Raw genomic sequence first — 19,602 nt, forward strand, 5'->3', positions numbered from 1 at the left:
AGTCCGGCCCTGCCCTCCATAAGATGCCAGACTTCGTCACGCCGCCTTCGGGCGGCCTTTTTCTTTGGCCATCACGCAACATTTCGATGGTCAATAATCGCGCGTAGAATGGTCAAAGCGGGAAAACGCGCGATTCTTGGATGAATTGAAATCAATGGGTTATATGTAATGGACCGGTGCGAGTTGGCCATTATTTCAGTGGTTCGACATAGGAACACTGGCTGCGACGGGCCTTCCGTCGTTTTCAGTTGCGAGGTCCACAGTGAAACCCCTTATCCCGTTGATCGTCAAAGCGGTTCTGCCGCCCGTCCTCGGTGCGGCTGGTGCCGTGGCCGCGACCATGTTCCCGGCCTATCATGCCGCCGTCTGTGGCGGTGTTGTCCTTCCCGGCATCTCCTTCCCACTCGGGGGCTGACATGCGTCGTGGTCGTGTCTTTGCGCCACAGTCGGTGTCGAGCTACGAGGAAGCGCAAGCGTGGCTGTGGGGCCATTCCCGTGTCGAGGAATGGCTCTTTGATCCCGACGCGGTATTGCCTCCCGAGGCGATGCTTGTCTGCGCCGTTTATTGGGTCTCTCCCGCCCAGCTTTCCCGCGATCTGCGCAAGACGTGGAATCAGGTCGCGGGTTAAGCAGGCCACAGATACCAGGGATACAGGATGGTCGGGTCGATGCCGTTCAGCGTGTCGAAATTATCCAGCCCCACCATGCCGGGATAAAGCACCTGATCCAGTGAATACATCCACTGATGCGCATTGCTTTCACGCCAATCCGCGCCGATCAGCAGCTTGTGCTGGCGCCCCCACAGGCCAAACTGGCCCTGCAGGCTGAGGTCCGCCGCCTTGGAATGGTTCCCGGTTTCCTCGTAGCGGGAAAAGACACCGGCGAAATTCCCGGTCTCGCGGTCGATCGGCCCGGTCGGGTTGATCCGCATGGTGTCGGATTCGAAACTCTGCCGCATGGCCGAGAGCTTCAGCGTCCAGTCGGGGCTGATCCGATGCTCGACCGTGGCGAAGACATCCTTGATCCTGTGGTCGACATAGGCCCAGTCGGTGGTCAGCGCCCGGCTGCGATCAATGTCCATAAGCTGGAAATCGTCCCAGGTCGGTAGCCCCAGAAACCACTTGTTGCCCTTTTGCCGCTGATAGCTGACCCTGGCGCTGACGGTCGTGTCGGGCGTCAGGTCGTATTCCAGCACGCCATACAGGACATGCTTCTTCTCATCGCCCGGGGAGTAGAAGAAGTCCCGGTCCTGCCAGGCCCCGACCAGGCGACCGCGCAGCGCGCCGTCGCGGGTCAGCGGGCCGCCGATATCGGCCTCGATCCGCCGATTCTGCCAACTGCCATAGGACAGGGCGATGCTGGACTGGAGCCGTTCGGACGGCCGCTTGCGGGCCAGGTTGACGCTGCCGCCCGGTTCTCCGCTGCCGGAAAACAGCCCCTCGGCGCCGCGCAGCACCTCGGCGCGATCATGGATCGCCATGTCGAAATCCGGCCGGAAGGACGATTCATAGGCCGTGCTCATGCCGTCGATCTGATAGTTGTTGATCTTGAAGCCGCGCGAATAGAACGCGGGGGCGCTGGTCGCCTCTCGCGTTGCGACGATGCCGGGCGTCCTGGCCATGGCCTGTTTCATCGTGGTCAGGTTCGGGTCCTCGATCGCCTGCCGCGTGACGACCGTGACCGACTGCGGCACGTCCTTTAGCGATTGCGCACCGCTGGCGATGCTGGCCTCGCAGGCCCCCTAGGAACCGCTGCCCTCGGTCGCCGCACCGGATGCGTTGAGCGTGATCGTATCCAGCAGGATCGAGCCGTCCGGCGCCGTCATGCCGGCGGAGGCGGAACGGCCTGAAATGACGACGCTGCGGGGATCGGAAAAGCTGTAATGCAGGCCCGAGCCCGACAGCAGCCGCGCCAGCGCCTGTTCCGGTCGCAGGTTGCCCGTAAGGCCCGACGTGCTCTTGCCGGACGTGACGGCATCCAGATAGGAGATCTGGACCCCCGCCTGCCGTCCCCAGACCATCAGCGCCTGGCTCAGCGGCCCGGCCGGAATCGAGAACTCCACGCTTTGCGCGCTTTCCTGCGCCGATGCCGCTTGGCTGATCACGATGGTTCCGCCCGCCAGGACCAGCGTGGAAAGCAACAGTGCCCCCAGCATCCGCGCCGGCCGGATCGCGGTTGGATATAACATTGAATAAACTGAACTTTCTGCCATGGCGAGCCTCTCCTTCGGTCAAATTGGACTGGAGGGTGTGCCGTGCCTTCGCTCGCCGGAGCGCATTGGGTATTGCCCGACCCTATGACTGATACAATCGGGCAGGCGATTCATTCGGTCGATTATCGAAAAAAGTTCAGACGCTGGAGATGACCGCCAACAGACCCGAGACCCGGCGCAACCGGCCGCCGGTCGGGCGGACGGCGGCCTCGAGCGCTCGCTCGGGGTCGGAGATGTCGAAAAGGCCGCTGATCCGCGCGCGACCGATCGCAGCGTCCGCGACGATCACACGGCCGGGCAACCAGCGTGCGATCCGCGCGACAAGCGTTTCCAGCGGCTCGGCCTCGGCCACGACCATCCCCGTCCGCCAAGCCCCAGCCATGGCCCCGTCGCGGCTGCCGGTCTCCGGGTGGCCGGTCTCGGTATCCAGACGGATCCAGCGCCCGGCGCCGATACCGTAACGGGATGTGCCGATCAACTCGACCTCGTCCCTTGCAACGGCAAGGTTGACGACACCCGCATCCTGCGAGACCTCGAAGGATGCCCCTGCCGTCCGCGTCTCGACGCCGCCGTTCAATTCCAGGACGAAGGGGTGCGTCGGATCGGGTGCGACATCGAACCAGGCCATGCCCCGCAACAGGCGCACGGCGCGGGTTTCGCCATGGTCCGGCATTGCGATGGCACTGGCCGGACCCAGGGTGATCCGCGTGCCATCGCGCAACTCCATGGGCAGCAATTCGGCCGTGGCGGTCAACTGGTCCGCCTGCAACCGCAATCGCATAGAGGGCAAGCCCCAGGCACCCAACACTCCAGCCCCCAGGCCGAGCGTCCCCGCAAGCACCAGATTGCGCCGGGTCAGCCGGGGCTTCGCCGGTTCGGCCAAGGCGGCACCGCTCAACCCATGCGCCTCGGCCACGCACTGCCAGACGCGCTCGTGCTCTGCGCTGCGCCCGCGCCAGGCCGAAATCGTCTGAAGCGTCACAAAGTTCTCCGGCGCGTTCTGCCGTCGGATCACCAGGTCGATGGCCTCGTCCAGCAGGCGGGATGTCCGGTCGTCCAGTTCCGGCCGTTTCTCGGATGCGGAGGCCATCTTAGAGCCCCCCTGTCCGCAGCACGATCCGGCGATAGGTATCACGGACCAACTCCCATGTGCGGGTTGGGGACAACCCGATCTCCTCGGCGATGCGCGCGATGGGCCAATTTTCGACCCGATGCAGAAGGAATGCGCACCGCTGGCGTTCCGGCAACTCGGCCAGGACGGCAGCCACCAGCCGCAACTGCTCACGAGAGGCCAGGATCGTTTCTGCGTCGGGCTCGCGGGCGAGTGCCCGTTGGGCTTCAGATTGCTCCAGCGGCAGCGAAAGCACCAAGGCCTGCCGCTTTGCGTGGTTGATGCCCAGATTGCGCGCCACTCGGTAAAGATAGGCCCTCGACAGGTAGTCGGAAACATCCTGGGCGGGCCCCCTGGCGATGACCCTCGCGAAGGTGTCCTGGGTCAGGTCCGCCGCAGCTTCGGCATCCAGCCCGCGCCTGCGCAGCGAGCGTGCGATCCCCGGCGCGTGCCGCCGGAAAAGGCTCTGAAAATCCCAGGCCATGCCTGTCACTCCAAGCTCCACCGGACGTTACGGTCCATTACGATGCGAAATGACCCTGTGGCTAAGGTAAGCCATCGTCAAGACCCAGGGCGGAACGCTGGTCCTGACCGGGGCCAACACCCATGCCGGCGGCACCAGGATCGAGGACGGCGTGGTCGCGGTCGCTGCCGACGACGCGCTTGGCCAGGCCGGGGGCGCGTTGACCCAGGACGGCGGCGTCCTGCGCGTGACCGGCGACAGCTACCGGGCCACGGACCGCACCGTCCTGGTGGGCGTCGACGGCGGCGGGTTCGACATCGCCGCGGCCGGCCACGTCTTTACCCTGGGCCGGGGCATCCTTGGCGGCGGAGAGCTCTACAAGCTCGGCGCGAGCACGCTGGCGCTGGCCGGCGACAATGCGGGCTTCGCCGGCAGCGCCACGGTCACGGATGGCCGGCTGACCGTGGGCGCCGGCGGGCTGGGCGGCCCGATCAGCGTGCAATCGGGCGGGACGCTGGGCGGCTCGGGCACGCTCGGCGACGCGGGAGCCGCCGTCACCATCGCCGCCCGGGGGCGTCCACGCTCCGGGCGACGGCCTGGGCCGGCAGGCGGTCCTGGGCGATTATGTCCTGCGCGGCACGCTGCAGATCGACGGCGCCCCGGCGGCGGTGGGCGGGTTGGCGGTGCAAGGCCGCGTCGACATTGCCGGATCGACCATCGAGCCTCGCTTCTCGCCCGTTGCGGCCGAGGGCTGGAGCGCGATCGCCCACCCCTATACCATCATCGACAACCAGGGGACCGGCGCCGTAAGCGGAACCTTCGCCGCGGTGAACAGGAACCTCCTGTTCCTTGACCCGCAGCTGAACCATGCCGGCGGGGACGGCAATGACGTCACGCTGGAGCTGGTGCGAAACGACGTCTCCTTCGCATCGCTCGCGCGCACGGCCAACCAGTCCGCGACCGGCCGGGGGATCGATGCCCTGCCCCGCGGCTACGCGGTATGGAACACGGTCGCGCTGATGAGCGACGAGAATGCGGTGCGCCGCGGGCTGGACCTTCTGTCGGGGGAAATCCATGCCTCGGCGCTGGCCCGGCTGTTCGAGGAGGGCCGTTTTCCCCGCCTCGCCTTCGCCGACAGGTTCCGCCTTGCGGCCGGCACGGATCCCGGCAGCGCGTTCTGGACGCGGGGCCATGGTCATCGGCCGATCAGGACGGCGGTCGCAATGCCGCCGCGCTTGAACAGGACAGCGAGGGGCTGCTTCTTGGGCTCGACGGGCCGCTGGACGACTGGCGGGTCGACTTCCAGGCGGGAGAGAACGGATGCGATGCAGGTCGGGACGGATCGACCGGCCACGGCAGGACGGATCGGGGAAAGGACAAAGGATTGACTCAGGCTTTTGAGATCGGGGCGCGATCCGGCGGGCTCGGCCACCTTGCCGTCGCGCTTTGCGTCGTTGCGGCCTGGCTGGTGTTGACAACCAGCATCGGCCTGATGCCGCGCGATGCCCCGGTTTCGCTGAAACAGGTGATGACCACCACCCCGGCGTGGAAAAACCTTGCGGCGCTGGCATTCCTGCTGCTTGCCGTGCGGCTGCTGCGCGGGACGGGCCTGGGGCTGCGGTGGCCCGACTGGCGCACCCTCGGGCGGCTCCTCTGGTTTCCGCTGCATCTTGCCGCCATGGCGGCCCTGGTCGGGGCGGCGGGCCAGGGAATGCAAGCGGCGGCGATCCATGTGATGGTCAACGTGATCGCCATCGGCATCGCTGAAGAGCTTGCCTTTCGGGGCGTGCTATGGGGCGCGCCGCGCCGGGCGATGCCGTTCTGGCCGGCCTTTCTGGCCGTTTCCGGGATTTTCGGAATCGCCCACATGGCCGATGTCGCCGGCACCGGGGACATGCAGGGCGGCATCGTGCAGTCCGTCGCGGCCGCGCTGTCCGGGACCGGCTGGCTGGCTCTTCGCATCCGGTGCCGGTCGCTTGTCCCGGCGATGGCGCTGCATTGCCTGTGGAACATCCTGGTCCTCGGCTTCGGCGGCTTCGGCGGCTTCGGCGCGCCGGAAGACCCGGCTGTCGCGTTGCCCTTTCTGCATCGACTGGGCGTTTCCGTGGGCTTCGTCCTGCCGATGTTTTTCTACGGCCTCTGGCTTGTGCGCAATGAAACGGTGCGCGCCGGCCGGCGCCATGACCAGGGCAGATGATCCGAGTGCAGGTCGCGGGGCCGACAGGCGCGCCGGGACGACCCGAGCCGGCCGGACGCGCGGATCGCGACCGCCCTGCTGGCGAAAACCGGCACCAGGCCCGACCGCGTCGGGTGCGGGCGCGGCAACCGCGATGGGCGGACCGCCCGAGACGCTGATCAGGGTTCCCCAGTCGGTTGCCGGCCCCTGCAGAGCCATGCCGTGGACCGCGCCTCGGCCGCGATGGGCGATACGCCACTGCGCCCGGTGGGGTTTCTGTGCCCGCTTGCGTCGGATTGGCACGCTCTGCCCGGCAGGGAACACCCGCCAGGGCTTGCAGCCGCGGGATTTGGCAGCGGATTCCAGGGCCACGCCACGCCATCGGAAACGACTAGTCTCTGCCGGTCAGGCCCTTCGGCGCGGGATCCGAGGTGAGGTTTCCGGGTGCCCATGACGCTGGAATGTGCAGACCTGGTCACGCAGGAAGCTGTGGTGGGATACACCAGCCACCCGGAGACCTGGAGACCTGGAGACCTGGAGACCTGGAGACTGCGAAAGCCCGGCACGCCTGTCGAGAGGGTTTTCCACCCCGCCATGGGAAAATTTGCCACCTCACGTGGGGAAAGCGCATTGCAGCCCTTCGGCGCGGCCTGCCCGGAGGGCTCAGCGCAGGCCCATCTCGGCCAGCGCCCTGGCGATTTCGGGGGGCAGGTCCGGCTCGGCCCCGCGGCCTGCCGGCAGGTCGGGCGGGGCCTCGGCGCCGGGCAGATAGCGCCAGCCCTGGAACGGACGGCGCGGCACGGCCGCGACGCGCACCAGCTCGGGGGCAAGGATCAGCGCGCAGCGGCGGATGCCGTCCTCGCCCTGCACCTCATGCAGCTCCAGGATGCGCTGGCGGGCCTGCATCACGCCCTTGAACACCCAGTAGATCGAGCCGCCGTCCAGCAGTTCGGCCTCGCGCTTGGGCCACATGCGGGTGACATGGCGGGCCGGGCCACCGCCGAAACGGTGCTTCTGCCAGGCGGCGAGTTCGGCCGGATCGTCGCAGCCGACGCAGAGTTTCATCAGGTTCAGGGACGCGCTCATGTGCCAGATATAGCTCCGTGGCGAGCGGGCGCAATGGACCTGTGCGCCAAGCCGCCATGACCGCAGCGCAGCGGCCGGGCAAGCAGGACCGGCCCAGCGACGGGCGGGGGCCTGCTGATTTCCCCCGAGGCGATGACCACCCTGCGACAACATGGACGCTAGGCCGAATCCGATTCTTTGGCCAGAAAGCGATCATTCAGGAAAAATTTTGCAAAGCAACGCAGTCTGGTCCGGTGCAGTCTGGTCCGGTGCAGTCTGGTCCGGTGCAGTCTGGTCCGGTGCAGTCTGGTCCGGTGCAGTCTGGTCCGGTGCAGTCTGGTCCGGTGCAGTCTGGTCCGGTGCAGTCTGCGCGCCCGACCTCCTTGGGCTGTGAACCCATGAACACAACGGGAGGAGTAACCTATGATGTAACCGTTCGGTTTCTACCGCCTCGGCTTGCCGATGATCAGGCGGCTGCCTCCCGCGGTGCTGCCGGTGGCGCCCAGTTCCAGGGGAGCAGTTCGTCGAGCCGGTTGATCTTGTGGTCGTGGATGCGGTCCAGGATGTCGGCCAGATAGGCCTGCGGATCGAGGCCGTTCATCTTGGCCGTCTCGATCAGGGTCATGGCGCGGGCGAGAGTCTCGGCGCCGGTTTCGGCACCCGCGAAGAGCCAGTTTTTCCTGCCGATTCCAATGGGCCGCAGGGCCCTCTCGGCCGGATTGTTGTCGATGGCAACGCGGCCATCGTCGAGGAACAGGCTGAAGCCCGCGCGGCGGCTAAGGCCATAGCGGAAGGCCTTCGCGAGATCGCTCTTGCCGGGGAGCCGGCGTAGCTGCACCCCGGACCAGTCGAAGAACGCTTCGACCAGCGGCTTGCTCAGCGTCTGGCGGGCCGCATGGCGCGCCTTGGCAGTCTGGCCGGTGATGTCGCGCTCGATGTCGTAGAACGCCCCGATCCGATCAAGGGCTGCGCGGGCGATCTCGGATTTGGTGGATTGCCAGACGTCATGGAAGTCCCGTCGCAGATGCGCCCAGCACGCGGCCTCGCGGAAGCGGGCCGAGCTGCCGTCCGGTTCGGGAAGGTAGAGCTTGGCGTAGCCCTTGTAGCCATCTGCCTGTAAGGCATGCCGCTGGACCGTCGCAGGTGATGGCGGACATGCTCTTCCTTCCAGTCCGGCGCGAAGTGACAGGTCACGCCGGGTGGCGCTGAGCCGGACCAGGGCCGCTGATCGCGGACATAGGCCCAGATCCGACCCTTCTTCACCCCCTTGCCGAGGCCGCGGTCGCGCAAGGACCGGTCGAGCACCCGGATCGGGGTGTCATCGGCATGGAGCAGATCGCTGGCCATCACCGACATCTCGATGCGATCGATCAGCGGCTGCAGCACCCGCATCGCCCGGCCGCACCAGTCGACCAGAGTGCTGTCGGGGATGTCCGCACCCATGCGGGCGAAGATCTCGTTCTGGCGATACAAGGGAAGATGATCGTCGAACCTCGAGACCAGCACATGCGCAAGCAGCCCCGCGCCCGCCATGCTGCCGGGGATCGGACGGCTGGGCGCGGGCGGTTGCACCCTGTGCTCGCAGCGGCGGCAGGACTTCTTGAGCCGGGCGATCTGCACGACCTTCAGCTGCGCCGCAACCAGATCCAGCATCTCGCTGGTGTCTTCGCCCACCAGTCGTAGGTCGCCGCCGCAATCGGGGCAGCAGCTGCCGGGGTCGAGTTCCTGACGCTCGCGCGGCGTATCCGCCGAGACCCGCGGGCGGCGGCGTGTGGGGCGGTCCTCTGTATCGGGCTCGGCGATGGTCTTGACTTCCGGGGCATCCTCGGCGGCGGCCGCGCTGCTTTCGGCTGTCGCGACCATGAGGTCTTCAAGCGCCAGTTCCAGCTGTGCGATCTCGCGTTCGATCTTCTCCGATGACTGGCCGAAGACCTGCTTGCGCAATTTGGCGATCCGCGCCCGCAGGGTCTGGATCAGATGGTCAGGGGCGCGCAGGGTCGCCGATATCTGCGCATTCCCGGCCTGCAAGGCCGCGATCAGCGCCTTCAGAAGCGCAGGATCATCCGGCAGGTGTTCGGCCATGCTCGACATGCGATCTGATGACACGGATCGGTCCGAGCAGCCATAAAAACAACGTCTTCCGGTTCATCCGACCCGCGCAGGCGGCGCGCCCCAATCCGGCCTGCGCCAATCAATTCCTTCCCAGAGCATGGCAAGCTGCGCCGAAGTCAGGCGCATCGATCCTTCGCTACTGCCGGGCCAAGGGAAGCGGCCCCGCTCCAGGATCTTGTAGTAGAGGCAGAAGCCCTGGCCGTCCCAATAGAGCAGCTTCAGCCTGTCGCCGCGACGGCCGCGGAAGGCGAAGACCGCGCCGCAGGTCGGGTTCTGGCGCAGCACGTCCCGGGCCAGCGCCGCCAGCCCTTCGATCCCCTTGCGCATGTCGGTCACGCCGCAGGCCAGATAGACCCTGACACCGGTTCCGGGGCCGATCATGCCGCCTCGACCACCCGGATCAGCCGCACCAGAACAGCAGGCTCCAGATCTGGCGCGAAGCGCAGGCAGCGGCCATTGGCCAGAACCAACTCAATCTGCGGATCGGGTGCGGTCGGACTGGCCAGCGCCGCCTCCGGCAAAGCCGGTTCCATCGGCTCAGGCGCCGAGATCGGCAGAAACAGCGTATCGGCGGTCGGAAACAGCAGCCCCTTCTTCTTCAGCTCGGGCCGCCAGGCGTAGATCTGCTGGCGCGTCACATCATGGCGCTGCGCCACCTGCGTGACCGTCGCGCCATCGGCGCCAACCGACAGCACGATCCCGAGCTTCTCCTCGTCATCCCACCGCCGCCGCTCCAACCCAAGGACATCGCCACGCATCCTCAACCCCGCATAAGAGACGTCGCAAACGACGTCGTTATGCACCTCCCATAGCCGATCCGCCCAAACTCAGGCAGATGGTCGCAACCGGGCGGTTACCCTATGATGAACCGCCGCATGTTTCTTTGCACCACCGCTTCGTTCACGCCGGCCTCCGCCGGCGCGGGCATGGCGGAAACCGCCTGCGTCATGCCGACGAAGGAGCGCCAGGCCGACATGACCCCCGCGATGTCATCGCCGCGCTGCAAGAGGGCAATGCCCGCTTTGCCGCCGGGGCGGTGCAGCATTGCGACCTGAACGCGATGGCGCGCGAAACCTCGGAAGGGCAATATCCCGTTGCCGCGGTCGTGGGCTGCATCGACAGCCGCGTACCGCCGGAACTGGTCTTCGACCAGAAGGTCGGCGACCTGTTCACCGCGCGCATCGCCGGAAATTATGTGAACACCGACATCATCGGCAGCCTTGAATTCGCCTGCAAGGTCTCGGGCTCCAGGGCCATCGTCGTGCTGGGCACAGCGCCTGCGGCGCGGCCAAGGGTGCCATCGACAAGGTCGAGCTGGGCTATCTGACGCATGTGCTGCAGAGGATCGAACCGGCCATTGCGGCCGTTGCCCCGGCCAATCGCACCTCGAAGGACAAGGCGCTGGTGCAGCAGGTGGCCGAGAAGAATGCCGAACTGACCGTGGCCAAGATCCTTGCGGAAAGCCCGACGCTGAAGGACATGGCCATGCCGCCGAAATCGTGGTGGTGGCCGCGATGCACGGCACCGCCACGGGGGAAGTCCGCTTCCTGTAGGCGAAAGGGCCGGGATCAGGCGGGGTGCCCGCAGGGGTTGAACCCAGGGGCTTGCGAGGTTACGCCCCGAAGGTCCACCGATGGAAGACATCATGCCCAATCCCCAACCGACCCGCGGCCAGCCCCTGCCGGAGTTCATCGCGATGCTGGCGCTGATCTTCGCCGTCATTGCCTTTTCGATCGATTCCATGCTGCCGGCGCTGCCCGAGATCGCGGCCGCCCTGACGCCCCAGAACGTCAACCGCGCGCAGCTTGTGCTGACCTCCTTCGTCGGCGGGCTGGGGCTGGGCCTGCTGGTCGGCGGGCCGCTTTCCGACGCGCTGGGGCGCAAGCCGGTCATCACCGCCGGCTTCGCGCTTTACGCGCTGGCCGCCGTGGCGGCGATCTTTGCCGATTCGCTGGACCTGCTGCTGGCGGCGCGTTTCGTGCAGGGCATCGGCGCCGCCGCACCGCGCATCGTGGCGCTGGCCATGGTGCGCGACCTGTACCAGGGGCGCGAGATGGCGCGGATCACCAGCTTCGTGATGATGATCTTCATCCTGGTGCCGGCGGTGGCGCCCTCGATCGGGGCGGTGGTGATCCATTTCGTCGGCTGGCGCGGGGTGTTCGGCTCTTTCGTGGTGCTGGCGCTGATCGGCAGCCTGTGGCTGAACCTGCGCCGCCCCGAGACCCTGCCCGAGGCCGCGCGCCGGCCGCTGAACCTGCGCAGCCTGGCGGCCTCGGCGCGCGAGGTGATGGGCAACGGCCAGGTGCAGCTGGTGACGGTGGTGATGACGCTGGGCTTCGGGCAGATGTTCGCGCTGCTGAGTTCGGCCCAGCAGCTTTTCGTCGACACCTACGGCAAGGGCGAAAGCTTCCCGCTGTGGTTCGCCGCCATGGCCCTGCTGTCGGGCAGCGGCACGGTGCTGAACGCGCGCTATGTCGTGCGGCTGGGCATGCGGCGCATCGTGGGCTGGGCCTATGCCATGCAGGTCGTGGTCTCGGGCGCAATGACGGTGCTGGTGTTTTGCGACCTGCTGCCCGAGGCGCTGCGCTTTCCGGCCTTCTTCTTCTGGGCGGTCAGCGTGTTCTTCATGGCCGGCGTGACCTTCGGCAACCTCAACGCCATGGCCTTGCAGCGCATGGGCCATGTGGCGGGGATGGCAGCCTCGGTCGTCGGCGCGCTTTCGACGCTGGGGGCGGTGCTGATCGCGGCGCCGGTCGGGCTGCTTTACGACGGCACGGCGCGGCCGATCGTGCTGGCGACGCTGGTCTGCTCGGCGGTCGCGCTGATGCTGATGCGCGGCGTGCGCGAGGGCTGACGGCGCCGGCCGCGAGTTACCCACAGGGGAATGCGCCGCGGCCCCTTGCGCAGCCGCCGAAGCTGGCCTAAGAGCAGCCGTGTCGCCGGCCGAAGCGCAGGCGCAGGCATGGCCCGTTCGTCTATCGGTTAGGACGTCAGGTTTTCAACCTGAAAAGAGGGGTTCGACTCCCCTACGGGCTGCCATCGCCCCCTTTGCCTTTGATCCCCTTGCACGGCTAGCCCGATGCCGCCCGCCCGATGCAGGCGCGCGCCCGTGGGCGGCCGGGAACATGTCGCGAAGGGGCGGCGGTTCGGGCAGGCCGCCGTGAAGGCGGCCCGCCTCGGGGTCAGTGGCTGGTCGCGGTCAGTGGCTGGCTGGGCGGACCAGCGGCACCTCATTGCCATTCGCGTCGTAGAGCCGGCCGTCCATGAAATAATCCCCGTCCTCGAGCTGGGCGATGTCGGTGTAGCGGATGGTTCGTTCCGCCGCGGCACCGAAGACCGAGGGCTGGTCGGAATTGCCGGCCGTGAAATGGTTGAACAGAAGGTTCAGCGTGATCGCCATCAGCGCCGAGGAGCTGATGCCCGAATGGAAGATCGTCTCGACCCAGGCCGGGAACTGGTGGTAGAAGGTCGGCAGCACGATCGGGATGGTGCCGAAACCGATCGAGGTCGCCACGATGATCAGGTTCATGTTGTTGGCGTAATCGACCTTGGACAGGGTGCGGATGCCGCTTGCCGCGACCGTCCCGAACAGGACGATGCCGGCCCCGCCAAGCACCGGGCTGGGAATCGCCGCGACGATCCGGCCCATGACCGGGAACAGCCCCAGCGCCACCAGGATCAGCCCGCCCGTCGCCACGACATAGCGGCTCTTGACGCCGGTCACGGCCACCAGGCCGACGTTCTGGGCAAAGGCGCTTTGCGTGAACGAGCCGACGACCGGCGCCAGCATGCTCGACAGCATGTCGGCGCGCAGCCCGTCGCCCAGCCGCCGCCCGTCCACCTTGGTCTCGACGATCTCGCCCACGGCGAAAATATCCGCCGAGGTCTCGACCAGGGTCACGAGGATGACGATGAACATCGAGATGGTGGCCGCGACGCCGAAGGTCGGATAGCCGAAATGAAAGATCTGCGGCAGCGCGAAGACCGGCCCCTGCCCGACCTGGGAAAAATCGGTCATGCCGGTCGCATAGGCGATGGCCGTGCCGATCACCAGCGCCAGCAGGATCGACAGCCGGGATATGGCGGCATTGCCGACCTTGCTGAGCAGCAGCACGATGGCCAGCGTCAGGCCCGCCAGCAGGATGTTGGCCGGGCTGCCGTAATCGGCCGCGTTGCGGTCGCCGCCCATCGCCCAGGACCCCGCGACCGGCATCAGCGTCAGACCGATGGTGGTGATCACGATCCCCGCCACCAGCGGCGGAAAGAAGCGGGTGATGCGCGAGAATATCGGCGTGATCAGCAGGCCCAGCAGCGACGAGACGATGACCGCGCCGAAGATCGCCTGTATGCCGCCATTCCCCGAGATGGCGATCATCGTCGCCACCCCGGCAAAGGAAACCCCCTGCACCAGCGGCAGCTGGCAGCCAAAGAATGGCAGGCCGATGGTTTGCAGGATGGTCGCGACGCCGCCGGCGAACAGGGATGCCGTGATCAGCAGCCCGATGTCGGCGGGCGACAGGCCGGCGGCCTGGCCGACGATCAGCGGCACCGCCACGATGCCGCCATACATGGTCAGGATGTGCTGCATGCCATAGGCCAGGTTGGCGGCAAGGCCCAGCCGTTCGTCCTCGGGCCGGACCGGCCCCGCTTCTGCATTCGTTGCCGTTTGCATGGTCGTCTCCCCCTTCTCTCTTCGCAAGCAGGCTCTCTCCCCTCAAGATTGGCGGAACTTATCGGGATAAGCCGGGGGTGACTTTTACAGAAAGCTATATGCTGACTTAAAATCTGATATAAAATCGACGCGGGAGGCGCGGCAGGTGGGGCAGCAGGCCAGGCTTGCGGCAGGATTTCCACCCTGCCGCGGGCCTGGGTCAGGGGCGCAGGGCCTCAGTCGTCGCTGGCCGCATCGGCCGGGTTGACCATCGCCTCCAGGATCGAGGGCAGGTCGATGATGCCGACCAGCCTGTCGCCGTCGCGGACCTGCGCCTCGGACACGCCGGCCTTGGTCATGCGGCGCGCGACCAGGTCCAGCCGCGAACGCGCCTTGACGGCAAAGCCGGGCAGTTCGCGCCCCTCGGCGGCGGGCGCGGCGATGGTGCGCGCCTCGATGATGCGGCCGCGATTCACCTCGCGGACGAATTCGGCGATATAGGCGTTGGCGGGGCGCAGCACGATCTCCTGCCCGTCGCCCACCTGCTCCATGGCGCCGTCGCGCAGGATGGCGATCTTGTCGCCCAGCCGCAGCGCCTCGTCGAGGTCATGGGTGATGAAGATGATGGTCTTGCGCAATTCCTGCTGCAATTCCAGCAGGATCGACTGCATGTCCATGCGGATCAGCGGGTCCAGCGCCGAAAACGCCTCGTCCATCAGCAGGATCTCGGCATCGTTGGCCAGGGCCCGCGCCAGGCCCACACGCTGCTGCATGCCGCCGGAAAGCTGGCGGGGATAATATTCCTCGTAGCCCTGCAGGCCGACGCGGCCGATCCAGTGCCGGGCGCGCTCCTCGGCCTCGGCGATACCGCGGATGTCCAGCCCGTAGGCCACGTTGCGCAGCACGGTGCGATGCGGCAGCAGCGCGAATTTCTGGAACACCATCGCGGTCTTTTGCCGGCGAAAGTCGCGCAGCTGCGCCGGCGTCATCGTCACCACGTCCAGCCCGTCATAGAGCACCTGCCCCGCCGTCGGCCGGATCAGCCCGTTGATGTGCCGGATCAGCGTCGACTTGCCCGAACCCGACAGCCCCATGATGACCGTGATCCGGCCATGCGGGATGGTCAGGTTGATGTCCTGCAGGCCCAGGACGTGATTGTGCCGGTCGTTCAGCTCGGTCTTGGTCAGCCCGGCCTTGACCGCCTCGACATGGCGGCCGGCCTCGGGGCCGAATATCTTGTAAAGGTCGCGGATCTCGATGTCATGTGTGCCCGCCTCGGTCATTTGCCGGCCTCCGTGTGCTTTTGCAGCCGCTTGCCATAGGCCTGCGTGGTGCGGTCCATGATGATGGCGATGGCCACGATGGCCAGGCCGTTCATCACCCCCATGGTGAAATATTGCTGGTTGATCGCCTGCAGCACCGGCTGGCCCAGGCCCCGCACCCCGATCATCGAGGCGACGACGACCATCGCGAGGCTCATCATGATGGTCTGGTTGACGCCCGCCATGATCGTCGGCAGCGCCAGCGGCAGTTGCACGTCGCGCAGCTTCTGCCAACTCGACGAGCCAAAGGCCTCGGCCGCCTCCAGCACATCCGCCGCCACCTGCCGGATGCCCAGGTTGGTCAGCCGGATCACCGGCGGGATGGCATAGATCACCACCGCGATCACGCCGGGCACCTTGCCCAGGCCAAAGATCATCACCACCGGGATCAGGTAAACAAAGCTCGGCATGGTCTGCATCATGTCGAGGATCGGCGTCACCATGGCGTTCATGCGGTTCGACTGCGCCATCAGGATGCCGATGGGAATGCCCACCACCACGGCGATCAGGGTGCAGACCGCGACCATGGCGATGGTGCGCATCGTGTCCTCCCACATGCCGAAATAGCCGACCACCAGCAGCGCCAGCACCGAACCCAGCGCGATCTTCCAGCTTCGGCTCAGCAGCCAGATCCCGGCCGCCAGCACCGCCAGCACCAGGATCCAGGGCGAGCGGATCAGCAGGTTCTCGATCAGGGTAAGCAGGTCTTGCAGCGGCGCGAAGATCGCCTCCAGCGTGTCGCCCCAGGCGCGGGTGAAGTCCCGGAAGCCGCCGTCGATGGTCTGGCGCATCGCGCGCAGGCTCCCGCGGCTCATCTCCGGGAAACGGATCAGGTCCATGTCGTTCGTCCTTTGGAAATGGAAAGGGGCAAGACCGCGGCGGCGGCCTTGCCCGTCAGGCGCGAAGGCGCGGGTTACAGGGCGGCCTTGACCTTGTCGGCGACCTCGGCGGGCACCCAGCGGGTCCAGATCTCCTCGTGCCGTTCCAGGAACTCATAGGCGGCGTCCTCGTTGCTGGCCTGGTTCTCGACCATCCAGGCCAGCATCTCGTTGACGGTGTCGTTGCTCCAGGCGCGGGACTCGACATAGTCCATGGCCACGCCGGCCTTGTCGGCGAATTCCCTGGTCACGGCGGTATAGACGTCCGAGACCGGCCATTCCGTGACCTCGGGCTCGGCGCAATCGGGCTTGACCATGCAGCTGTCCCAGCGCTCGCGGTCGAAATCGGCCTCCAGCTCCAGCCGGGTCATGTCATGCTGGCCCAGGATGGCGGTGGGCGCCCAGTAATAGCCCAGCCAGCCCTCGTTGCGGTTCGCCGCCCGCGCGATCGAGCCGTCCAGCGCCGCGGCCGAGCCGGAATCGACCAGCTCGAACCCCTTTTCCGCCGCGCCCGATCCGACGAACTGGTTGCGGTTGATCGCCTGGCAGGCCCAGCCCGAGGGGCAGCCGAACCAGGCGCCCTTGCTGCCGTCCTCGGCACCGGGGAACAGCTCGGGATGCTCCAGCGCGTCCTCGAGCGTGCGGATGTCGTGTTCCTCGGCCAGCCAGGTCGGCACCCAGATGCCCTCGACCCCGCCGTCGGACAGGATCTTCGAGGCGATGACGATCCGCCCCTCTTCCACCGCCTGGTCCAGCGGTTCCTTGACGGCGTTGACCCACAGTTCGGGCGCCATGTCCGGCTCGCCCTTTTCGTTCATCGAGGCGAAGGTCGGCATGGTATCGCCCGCGACCAGCCCCACGTCGCATCCATAGCCCTCTTCAAGAATGATCTTGTCGACCCAAGCCGCCAACCCCGCCGAGGCCCAGTTCATTTCGGCGACGGTGATGCTGCCGCATTCTTCATCCGCAGCAAAGGCGGGGACGGTCAGCGCCACGAAGGCAAGCGTAGTCGAAGCAAGAAATTTGCCCATCAAACATGATCTCCGGATTTTCAACGCGCACGCGTGACGCGGCGCAGGGGGCGAAACCAACCGACGCGCGACGCCGGTCACCTCCGCGGGTCGATTGCGACCCTGTTGCGTGGAATGGGGCATGCGCCCCGATTTCGGTGGGCGATACTATACAGTTCTGTGAGAAAAGTTCAAATCCGCTTCAGGATTTTCTGCCGGCAGGGGATTTGCGCCGCATTTTCGGGACCGAAAAAGCGTCCTGGCAAGGCCAGGGGGCGCCTTGTGCCCCACCGGCCGGCCGCTGCCTTGCGCGCCGCAGCCGGCATCTTGCCCTAGCCGCGAAGCTCACCACCCAAGTCGCTGATCTGGAAGAAGTGGTGGGCGACCCTGGAATCGAACCAGGCATGGGTCTCCCCGGCGGAGTTACAGTCCGCTGCCGCACCTTGCAGCACGTCGCCCGCCGAGCGCTTTCGGCGTGAAGCGGTGATTATCCCGACCGTCGGGGGGCGTCAAGCAGGGAACCGCGGAAAAGTCGCACTTCCTTGCCCCACCGCCAACCCGCCGCCACCCCGTCGCCAAGGTTGCATTCGGCGGCATTTTCTGCGCAGTCGAAACAGCAACCGGGAATGCGACATGGCCGAGAAACCACAGAAATCCAAGAAACCCGCCTGGGTCATCGACAAGGAGCGCGCCCGCCGCGCCGCCGCGGCCGAAACCGTCTGGATGTTCGGCCTGCATGCGGTGCGCGACGCGCTGGCCAATCCCCGGCGCGAAAAGCTGCGGCTGGTGGTGACGCGCAACGCGCTGGACCGGCTGGGCCCCCTGCCCGCGGAACTGACGCCCGAGATCATCGATGCCCGCGTCTTCGACCGGACCGTGCCGCTGTCGCCCGAAAGCGTCCACCAGGGCGCGGCGCTGGAGGTCAGGCCGCTGAAATGGGACAGCCTGGCCGACCTGGCGCTGTCCGGGCCGGGCCGGCCGCTGCTGGTGGCGCTGGACCGGGTGACGGACCCGCATAACGTCGGCGCCATCCTGCGCTCGGCCGAGGTCTTTGGCGCCCGCGCGGTCATCGCGCCGGCGCGCCATTCCGCGCCCGAAACCGGGGCGCTGGCCAAGACCGCCTCGGGCGCGCTGGAACGACAGCCCTATCTGCGCATCGTCAACCTGGCCGATGCGCTGATCGAGCTGCAATCCATGGGATATGTCGTGCTGGGCCTGGACGGCACCGGCACGGAAACCCTGCCGCAGGCGCTGGCGGAACTTTCGGGCCGGGCGATCTGCCTGGTCCTCGGCGCCGAGGGCCCCGGCCTGCGCGAACGCACGCGCGAGACCTGCGACCGTATCCTGCGCATTCCCTTCGCCGCAGATTTCGGCTCGCTCAACGTCTCAAACGCGGCGGCGGTGGCGCTTTACGCGGCTTCACAGAGTTGAACCCGGCCTTCACATCGGCGCTAGAACCCGCCCGCCCCGGTTGAGAATCGCCAACCGATTTGCCAGATCGAAAGCAGTCCAACCAAACCCCGCCGCACCATGATTCGTCCGATTCTCGCCAGCCTGATGCTTGCCCTGCCCGTTTCGGCGGCGTTGGCGCAGGATTGGGCATTGGACGGCATGGATCCGGTCTCATACGGCACCGAAAACGCCGCGGTTCCGGGGCGCACCGACCTGGTGACGGTCTGGCGCGGCCAGGCCTGGCATTTCGCCAGCGAACAGAACCGCAACCTTTTCGAGGCCAATCCAAAGGCTTACGCCCCCGGCCTGGGCGGGCTTTGCGTCCTGGCCCTGTCCGAAGGCCGCTCCGAGCCGGGCAATCCGCGCTATTTCGTGGTGATCGGCCAGCGCACCTATTTCCTGCGCTCGGAACGCGCACGTGAGCGGCTTCTTGCCGATCCGCAGCAGATCCTGATGCGCGCCAAGGCCGTCTGGACCCGCATGAATCCCTAAAATTTCACTTTTTTGCGAGCGGGGTGGAACTTTTTAGCCACGGTTCCCATTTATTTACTGAACATGGCCACGGAACGGTCATGTTCAGATCACTGTCCCTCGTTCCGCGACTTGCGCCCGGCCAGACCTCTGGACCGGGCGCTTTTTCCATGCCACTTTCGGTTGAGATCTGGGGGAGGATCAGATGAACCTGGCAGTACTTCGCGACATCGGCACCTCGCCGGTCGACGACGACATTGCGCGCATCGCCCGCACGGTGCGCTGCATTGCCATCGTGGGCCTGTCGCCGAACGAGGCGCGACCATCCTGGGGCGTGGCCCGTTACCTGAAATCGCAGGGCTATCGCATCATCCCGGTCAATCCGGGCCATGCGGGCAGCACCATCCTGGACGAACGGGTCTATCCCGACCTGCGGGCGATTCCGCCCGAGGTGGTGGTGGACATGGTGGACATCTTCCGCCGGGCCGAGGCCGTGCCCGCCATCGTCGACCAGGCGCTGGCGCATCTGCCCCGGCCTGGCACGATCTGGATGCAGCTGGGCGTCCGCCATCCGCAGGCGGCCGCACGCGCCCGCGCCCGCGGCCTGACGGTGATCGAGGATCGTTGCCCGAAGATCGAGTTCCCGCGCTTTCTTTAAGGCCATGGCGATACGAAAAAG

20 protein-coding genes, 2 tRNA genes and 3 pseudogenes are annotated in these 19,602 nt (G+C 66.7%); 11 read left to right on the forward strand and 14 right to left on the reverse strand.

Translation table 11 applies throughout. The features are described 5' to 3' along the window. The first annotated feature begins 416 nt into the window (after positions 1-416). The gene (locus tag IT40_RS28690; RefSeq protein ID WP_140846973.1) at positions 417-629 is read left to right on the forward strand and encodes a hypothetical protein; all 213 of its coding nucleotides are present in this window, start codon (positions 417-419) and stop codon (positions 627-629) included. Here the strand turns inward: IT40_RS28690 and IT40_RS14740 are convergent. From IT40_RS14740 to IT40_RS14750, 4 genes are all read right to left on the reverse strand, one after another. Beyond that, entirely contained in the window at positions 626-1,693 is a 1,068-nt protein-coding gene (locus IT40_RS14740; RefSeq protein WP_052095973.1) for a TonB-dependent siderophore receptor, read from the reverse strand. The genes IT40_RS28690 and IT40_RS14740 overlap by 4 nt on opposite strands. 48 nt (positions 1,694-1,741) lie before the next feature. Further along, positions 1,742-2,140, reverse strand: a complete 399-nt coding sequence (locus IT40_RS26800; protein ID WP_166443846.1) for an STN domain-containing protein — start codon at positions 2,138-2,140, stop codon at positions 1,742-1,744. A 208-nt stretch (positions 2,141-2,348) separates the two neighbouring features. Next, positions 2,349-3,302, reverse strand: a complete 954-nt coding sequence (locus IT40_RS14745) for a FecR family protein (protein WP_036756626.1) — start codon at positions 3,300-3,302, stop codon at positions 2,349-2,351. A 1-nt stretch (position 3,303) separates the two neighbouring features. Continuing rightward, positions 3,304-3,807 (reverse strand): RNA polymerase sigma factor, encoded by a 504-nt coding sequence (locus tag IT40_RS14750; protein ID WP_036756770.1) that lies wholly within the window; start codon positions 3,805-3,807, stop codon positions 3,304-3,306. A gap of 73 nt (positions 3,808-3,880) precedes the next feature. On the opposite strand from IT40_RS14750, the pseudogene IT40_RS30825 reads away from it, so the two are divergent. The 3 genes and pseudogenes from IT40_RS30825 to IT40_RS27660 all read left to right on the forward strand — a co-directional run. Then, positions 3,881-4,240 (forward strand): annotated as a pseudogene (locus IT40_RS30825) (autotransporter-associated beta strand repeat-containing protein); the annotation flags it as partial. A gap of 223 nt (positions 4,241-4,463) precedes the next feature. Then, positions 4,464-5,174, forward strand: coding sequence for a hypothetical protein (locus IT40_RS30090; RefSeq protein WP_036756631.1), 711 nt, complete (start codon positions 4,464-4,466; stop codon positions 5,172-5,174). Beyond that, positions 5,171-5,983, forward strand: coding sequence for a CPBP family intramembrane glutamic endopeptidase (locus tag IT40_RS27660; protein ID WP_166436087.1), 813 nt, complete (start codon positions 5,171-5,173; stop codon positions 5,981-5,983). The genes IT40_RS30090 and IT40_RS27660 overlap by 4 nt, the downstream gene beginning before the upstream one ends. 642 nt (positions 5,984-6,625) lie before the next feature. Here IT40_RS27660 and IT40_RS14770 read toward each other — a convergent pair. Next, complete coding sequence (locus IT40_RS14770) at positions 6,626-7,048, reverse strand: DUF1489 family protein (RefSeq protein ID WP_036756637.1); 423 nt, start codon at positions 7,046-7,048, stop codon at positions 6,626-6,628. A gap of 177 nt (positions 7,049-7,225) precedes the next feature. Between IT40_RS14770 and IT40_RS30830 the strand changes: the two genes are divergently transcribed. Further along, the gene (locus tag IT40_RS30830) at positions 7,226-7,429 is read left to right on the forward strand and encodes a pentapeptide repeat-containing protein (protein WP_084197149.1); all 204 of its coding nucleotides are present in this window, start codon (positions 7,226-7,228) and stop codon (positions 7,427-7,429) included. Between the two features lie 64 nt (positions 7,430-7,493). On the opposite strand, the pseudogene tnpC reads toward IT40_RS30830, so the two are convergent. The 4 genes and pseudogenes from tnpC to IT40_RS29585 form a co-directional block, all read right to left on the reverse strand. Continuing rightward, positions 7,494-9,118, reverse strand: a pseudogene (tnpC, locus tag IT40_RS14775) (IS66 family transposase). 54 nt (positions 9,119-9,172) lie between these two features. After that, complete coding sequence (gene tnpB, locus IT40_RS14780) at positions 9,173-9,520, reverse strand: IS66 family insertion sequence element accessory protein TnpB (RefSeq protein WP_036756641.1); 348 nt, start codon at positions 9,518-9,520, stop codon at positions 9,173-9,175. Further along, on the reverse strand, positions 9,517-9,897 hold the full coding sequence (tnpA, locus tag IT40_RS29285; RefSeq protein WP_036756644.1) for an IS66-like element accessory protein TnpA: 381 nt from the start codon (positions 9,895-9,897) through the stop codon (positions 9,517-9,519). The genes tnpB and tnpA overlap by 4 nt, the downstream gene beginning before the upstream one ends. Before the next feature lie 95 nt (positions 9,898-9,992). Next, on the reverse strand, positions 9,993-10,184 hold the full coding sequence (locus IT40_RS29585) for a hypothetical protein (protein ID WP_116171106.1): 192 nt from the start codon (positions 10,182-10,184) through the stop codon (positions 9,993-9,995). Positions 10,185-10,199: 15 nt separating this feature from the next. On the opposite strand from IT40_RS29585, the pseudogene IT40_RS29590 reads away from it, so the two are divergent. The 3 genes and pseudogenes from IT40_RS29590 to IT40_RS14800 form a co-directional block, all read left to right on the forward strand. After that, a pseudogene (locus IT40_RS29590) lies at positions 10,200-10,558 on the forward strand (carbonic anhydrase); the annotation flags it as partial. 226 nt (positions 10,559-10,784) lie between these two features. Further along, entirely contained in the window at positions 10,785-11,993 is a 1,209-nt protein-coding gene (locus IT40_RS14795; RefSeq protein ID WP_116171108.1) for a Bcr/CflA family efflux MFS transporter, read from the forward strand. 110 nt (positions 11,994-12,103) lie between these two features. Further along, a tRNA-Glu gene (locus IT40_RS14800) sits at positions 12,104-12,178 on the forward strand. Positions 12,179-12,338: 160 nt separating this feature from the next. Here IT40_RS14800 and IT40_RS14805 read toward each other — a convergent pair. The 5 genes from IT40_RS14805 to IT40_RS14825 all read right to left on the reverse strand — a co-directional run bounded on the left by IT40_RS14805 (position 12,339) and on the right by IT40_RS14825 (position 17,459). Then, positions 12,339-13,811 carry a nucleobase:cation symporter-2 family protein gene (locus tag IT40_RS14805; protein ID WP_036756650.1) on the reverse strand — a complete coding sequence of 491 codons (1,473 nt, stop codon included), beginning with the start codon at positions 13,809-13,811 and terminating at the stop codon, positions 12,339-12,341. A 215-nt stretch (positions 13,812-14,026) separates the two neighbouring features. Continuing rightward, positions 14,027-15,073 (reverse strand): quaternary amine ABC transporter ATP-binding protein, encoded by a 1,047-nt coding sequence (locus IT40_RS14810; protein WP_036756652.1) that lies wholly within the window; start codon positions 15,071-15,073, stop codon positions 14,027-14,029. After that, on the reverse strand, positions 15,070-15,951 hold the full coding sequence (locus tag IT40_RS14815) for an ABC transporter permease (protein ID WP_036756655.1): 882 nt from the start codon (positions 15,949-15,951) through the stop codon (positions 15,070-15,072). The genes IT40_RS14810 and IT40_RS14815 overlap by 4 nt, the downstream gene beginning before the upstream one ends. Before the next feature lie 74 nt (positions 15,952-16,025). Next, on the reverse strand, positions 16,026-17,021 hold the full coding sequence (locus tag IT40_RS14820) for an ABC transporter substrate-binding protein (RefSeq protein ID WP_036756658.1): 996 nt from the start codon (positions 17,019-17,021) through the stop codon (positions 16,026-16,028). Positions 17,022-17,375: 354 nt separating this feature from the next. After that, positions 17,376-17,459, reverse strand: a tRNA-Tyr gene (locus tag IT40_RS14825). Between the two features lie 174 nt (positions 17,460-17,633). Between IT40_RS14825 and IT40_RS14830 the strand changes: the two genes are divergently transcribed. The 3 genes from IT40_RS14830 (at position 17,634) to IT40_RS14840 (ending at position 19,581) form a co-directional block, all read left to right on the forward strand. Beyond that, a complete protein-coding gene (locus IT40_RS14830; protein ID WP_036756662.1) occupies positions 17,634-18,431 on the forward strand; it encodes a TrmH family RNA methyltransferase in 798 nt (265 codons plus the stop codon). Between the two features lie 171 nt (positions 18,432-18,602). Then, entirely contained in the window at positions 18,603-18,944 is a 342-nt protein-coding gene (locus IT40_RS14835; RefSeq protein ID WP_275600366.1) for a YHS domain-containing (seleno)protein, read from the forward strand. Positions 18,945-19,128: 184 nt separating this feature from the next. Continuing rightward, positions 19,129-19,581 carry a CoA-binding protein gene (locus IT40_RS14840; protein ID WP_036756667.1) on the forward strand — a complete coding sequence of 151 codons (453 nt, stop codon included), beginning with the start codon at positions 19,129-19,131 and terminating at the stop codon, positions 19,579-19,581. Positions 19,582-19,602 lie beyond the last annotated feature (21 nt).

The sequence above is a fragment of the Paracoccus versutus genome, from assembly GCF_000763885.1.
Taxonomy (GTDB): Bacteria; Pseudomonadota; Alphaproteobacteria; order Rhodobacterales; family Rhodobacteraceae; genus Paracoccus; species Paracoccus versutus.

What these genes read in the sequence shown, in the direction of transcription:
- IT40_RS14810 (WP_036756652.1), bottom strand. Translation starts at nt 15,073, where the DNA reads ATGACCGAGGCGGGCACACATGACATCGAGATCCGCGACCTTTACAAG.
- IT40_RS14745 (WP_036756626.1), bottom strand. Translation starts at nt 3,302, where the DNA reads ATGGCCTCCGCATCCGAGAAACGGCCGGAACTGGACGACCGGACATCC.
- tnpB (WP_036756641.1), bottom strand. Translation starts at nt 9,520, where the DNA reads ATGATCGGCCCCGGAACCGGTGTCAGGGTCTATCTGGCCTGCGGCGTG.
- IT40_RS14815 (WP_036756655.1), bottom strand. Translation starts at nt 15,951, where the DNA reads ATGGACCTGATCCGTTTCCCGGAGATGAGCCGCGGGAGCCTGCGCGCG.
- IT40_RS14805 (WP_036756650.1), bottom strand. Translation starts at nt 13,811, where the DNA reads ATGCAAACGGCAACGAATGCAGAAGCGGGGCCGGTCCGGCCCGAGGAC.
- IT40_RS14770 (WP_036756637.1), bottom strand. Translation starts at nt 7,048, where the DNA reads ATGAGCGCGTCCCTGAACCTGATGAAACTCTGCGTCGGCTGCGACGAT.
- IT40_RS29585 (WP_116171106.1), bottom strand. Translation starts at nt 10,184, where the DNA reads ATGCTGCACCGCCCCGGCGGCAAAGCGGGCATTGCCCTCTTGCAGCGC.
- IT40_RS14750 (WP_036756770.1), bottom strand. Translation starts at nt 3,807, where the DNA reads ATGGCCTGGGATTTTCAGAGCCTTTTCCGGCGGCACGCGCCGGGGATC.
- IT40_RS14795 (WP_116171108.1), top strand. Translation starts at nt 10,785, where the DNA reads ATGCCCAATCCCCAACCGACCCGCGGCCAGCCCCTGCCGGAGTTCATC.
- IT40_RS14820 (WP_036756658.1), bottom strand. Translation starts at nt 17,021, where the DNA reads ATGGGCAAATTTCTTGCTTCGACTACGCTTGCCTTCGTGGCGCTGACC.
- tnpA (WP_036756644.1), bottom strand. Translation starts at nt 9,897, where the DNA reads ATGCGTGGCGATGTCCTTGGGTTGGAGCGGCGGCGGTGGGATGACGAG.
- IT40_RS14830 (WP_036756662.1), top strand. Translation starts at nt 17,634, where the DNA reads ATGGCCGAGAAACCACAGAAATCCAAGAAACCCGCCTGGGTCATCGAC.
- IT40_RS28690 (WP_140846973.1), top strand. Translation starts at nt 417, where the DNA reads ATGCGTCGTGGTCGTGTCTTTGCGCCACAGTCGGTGTCGAGCTACGAG.
- IT40_RS14840 (WP_036756667.1), top strand. Translation starts at nt 19,129, where the DNA reads ATGAACCTGGCAGTACTTCGCGACATCGGCACCTCGCCGGTCGACGAC.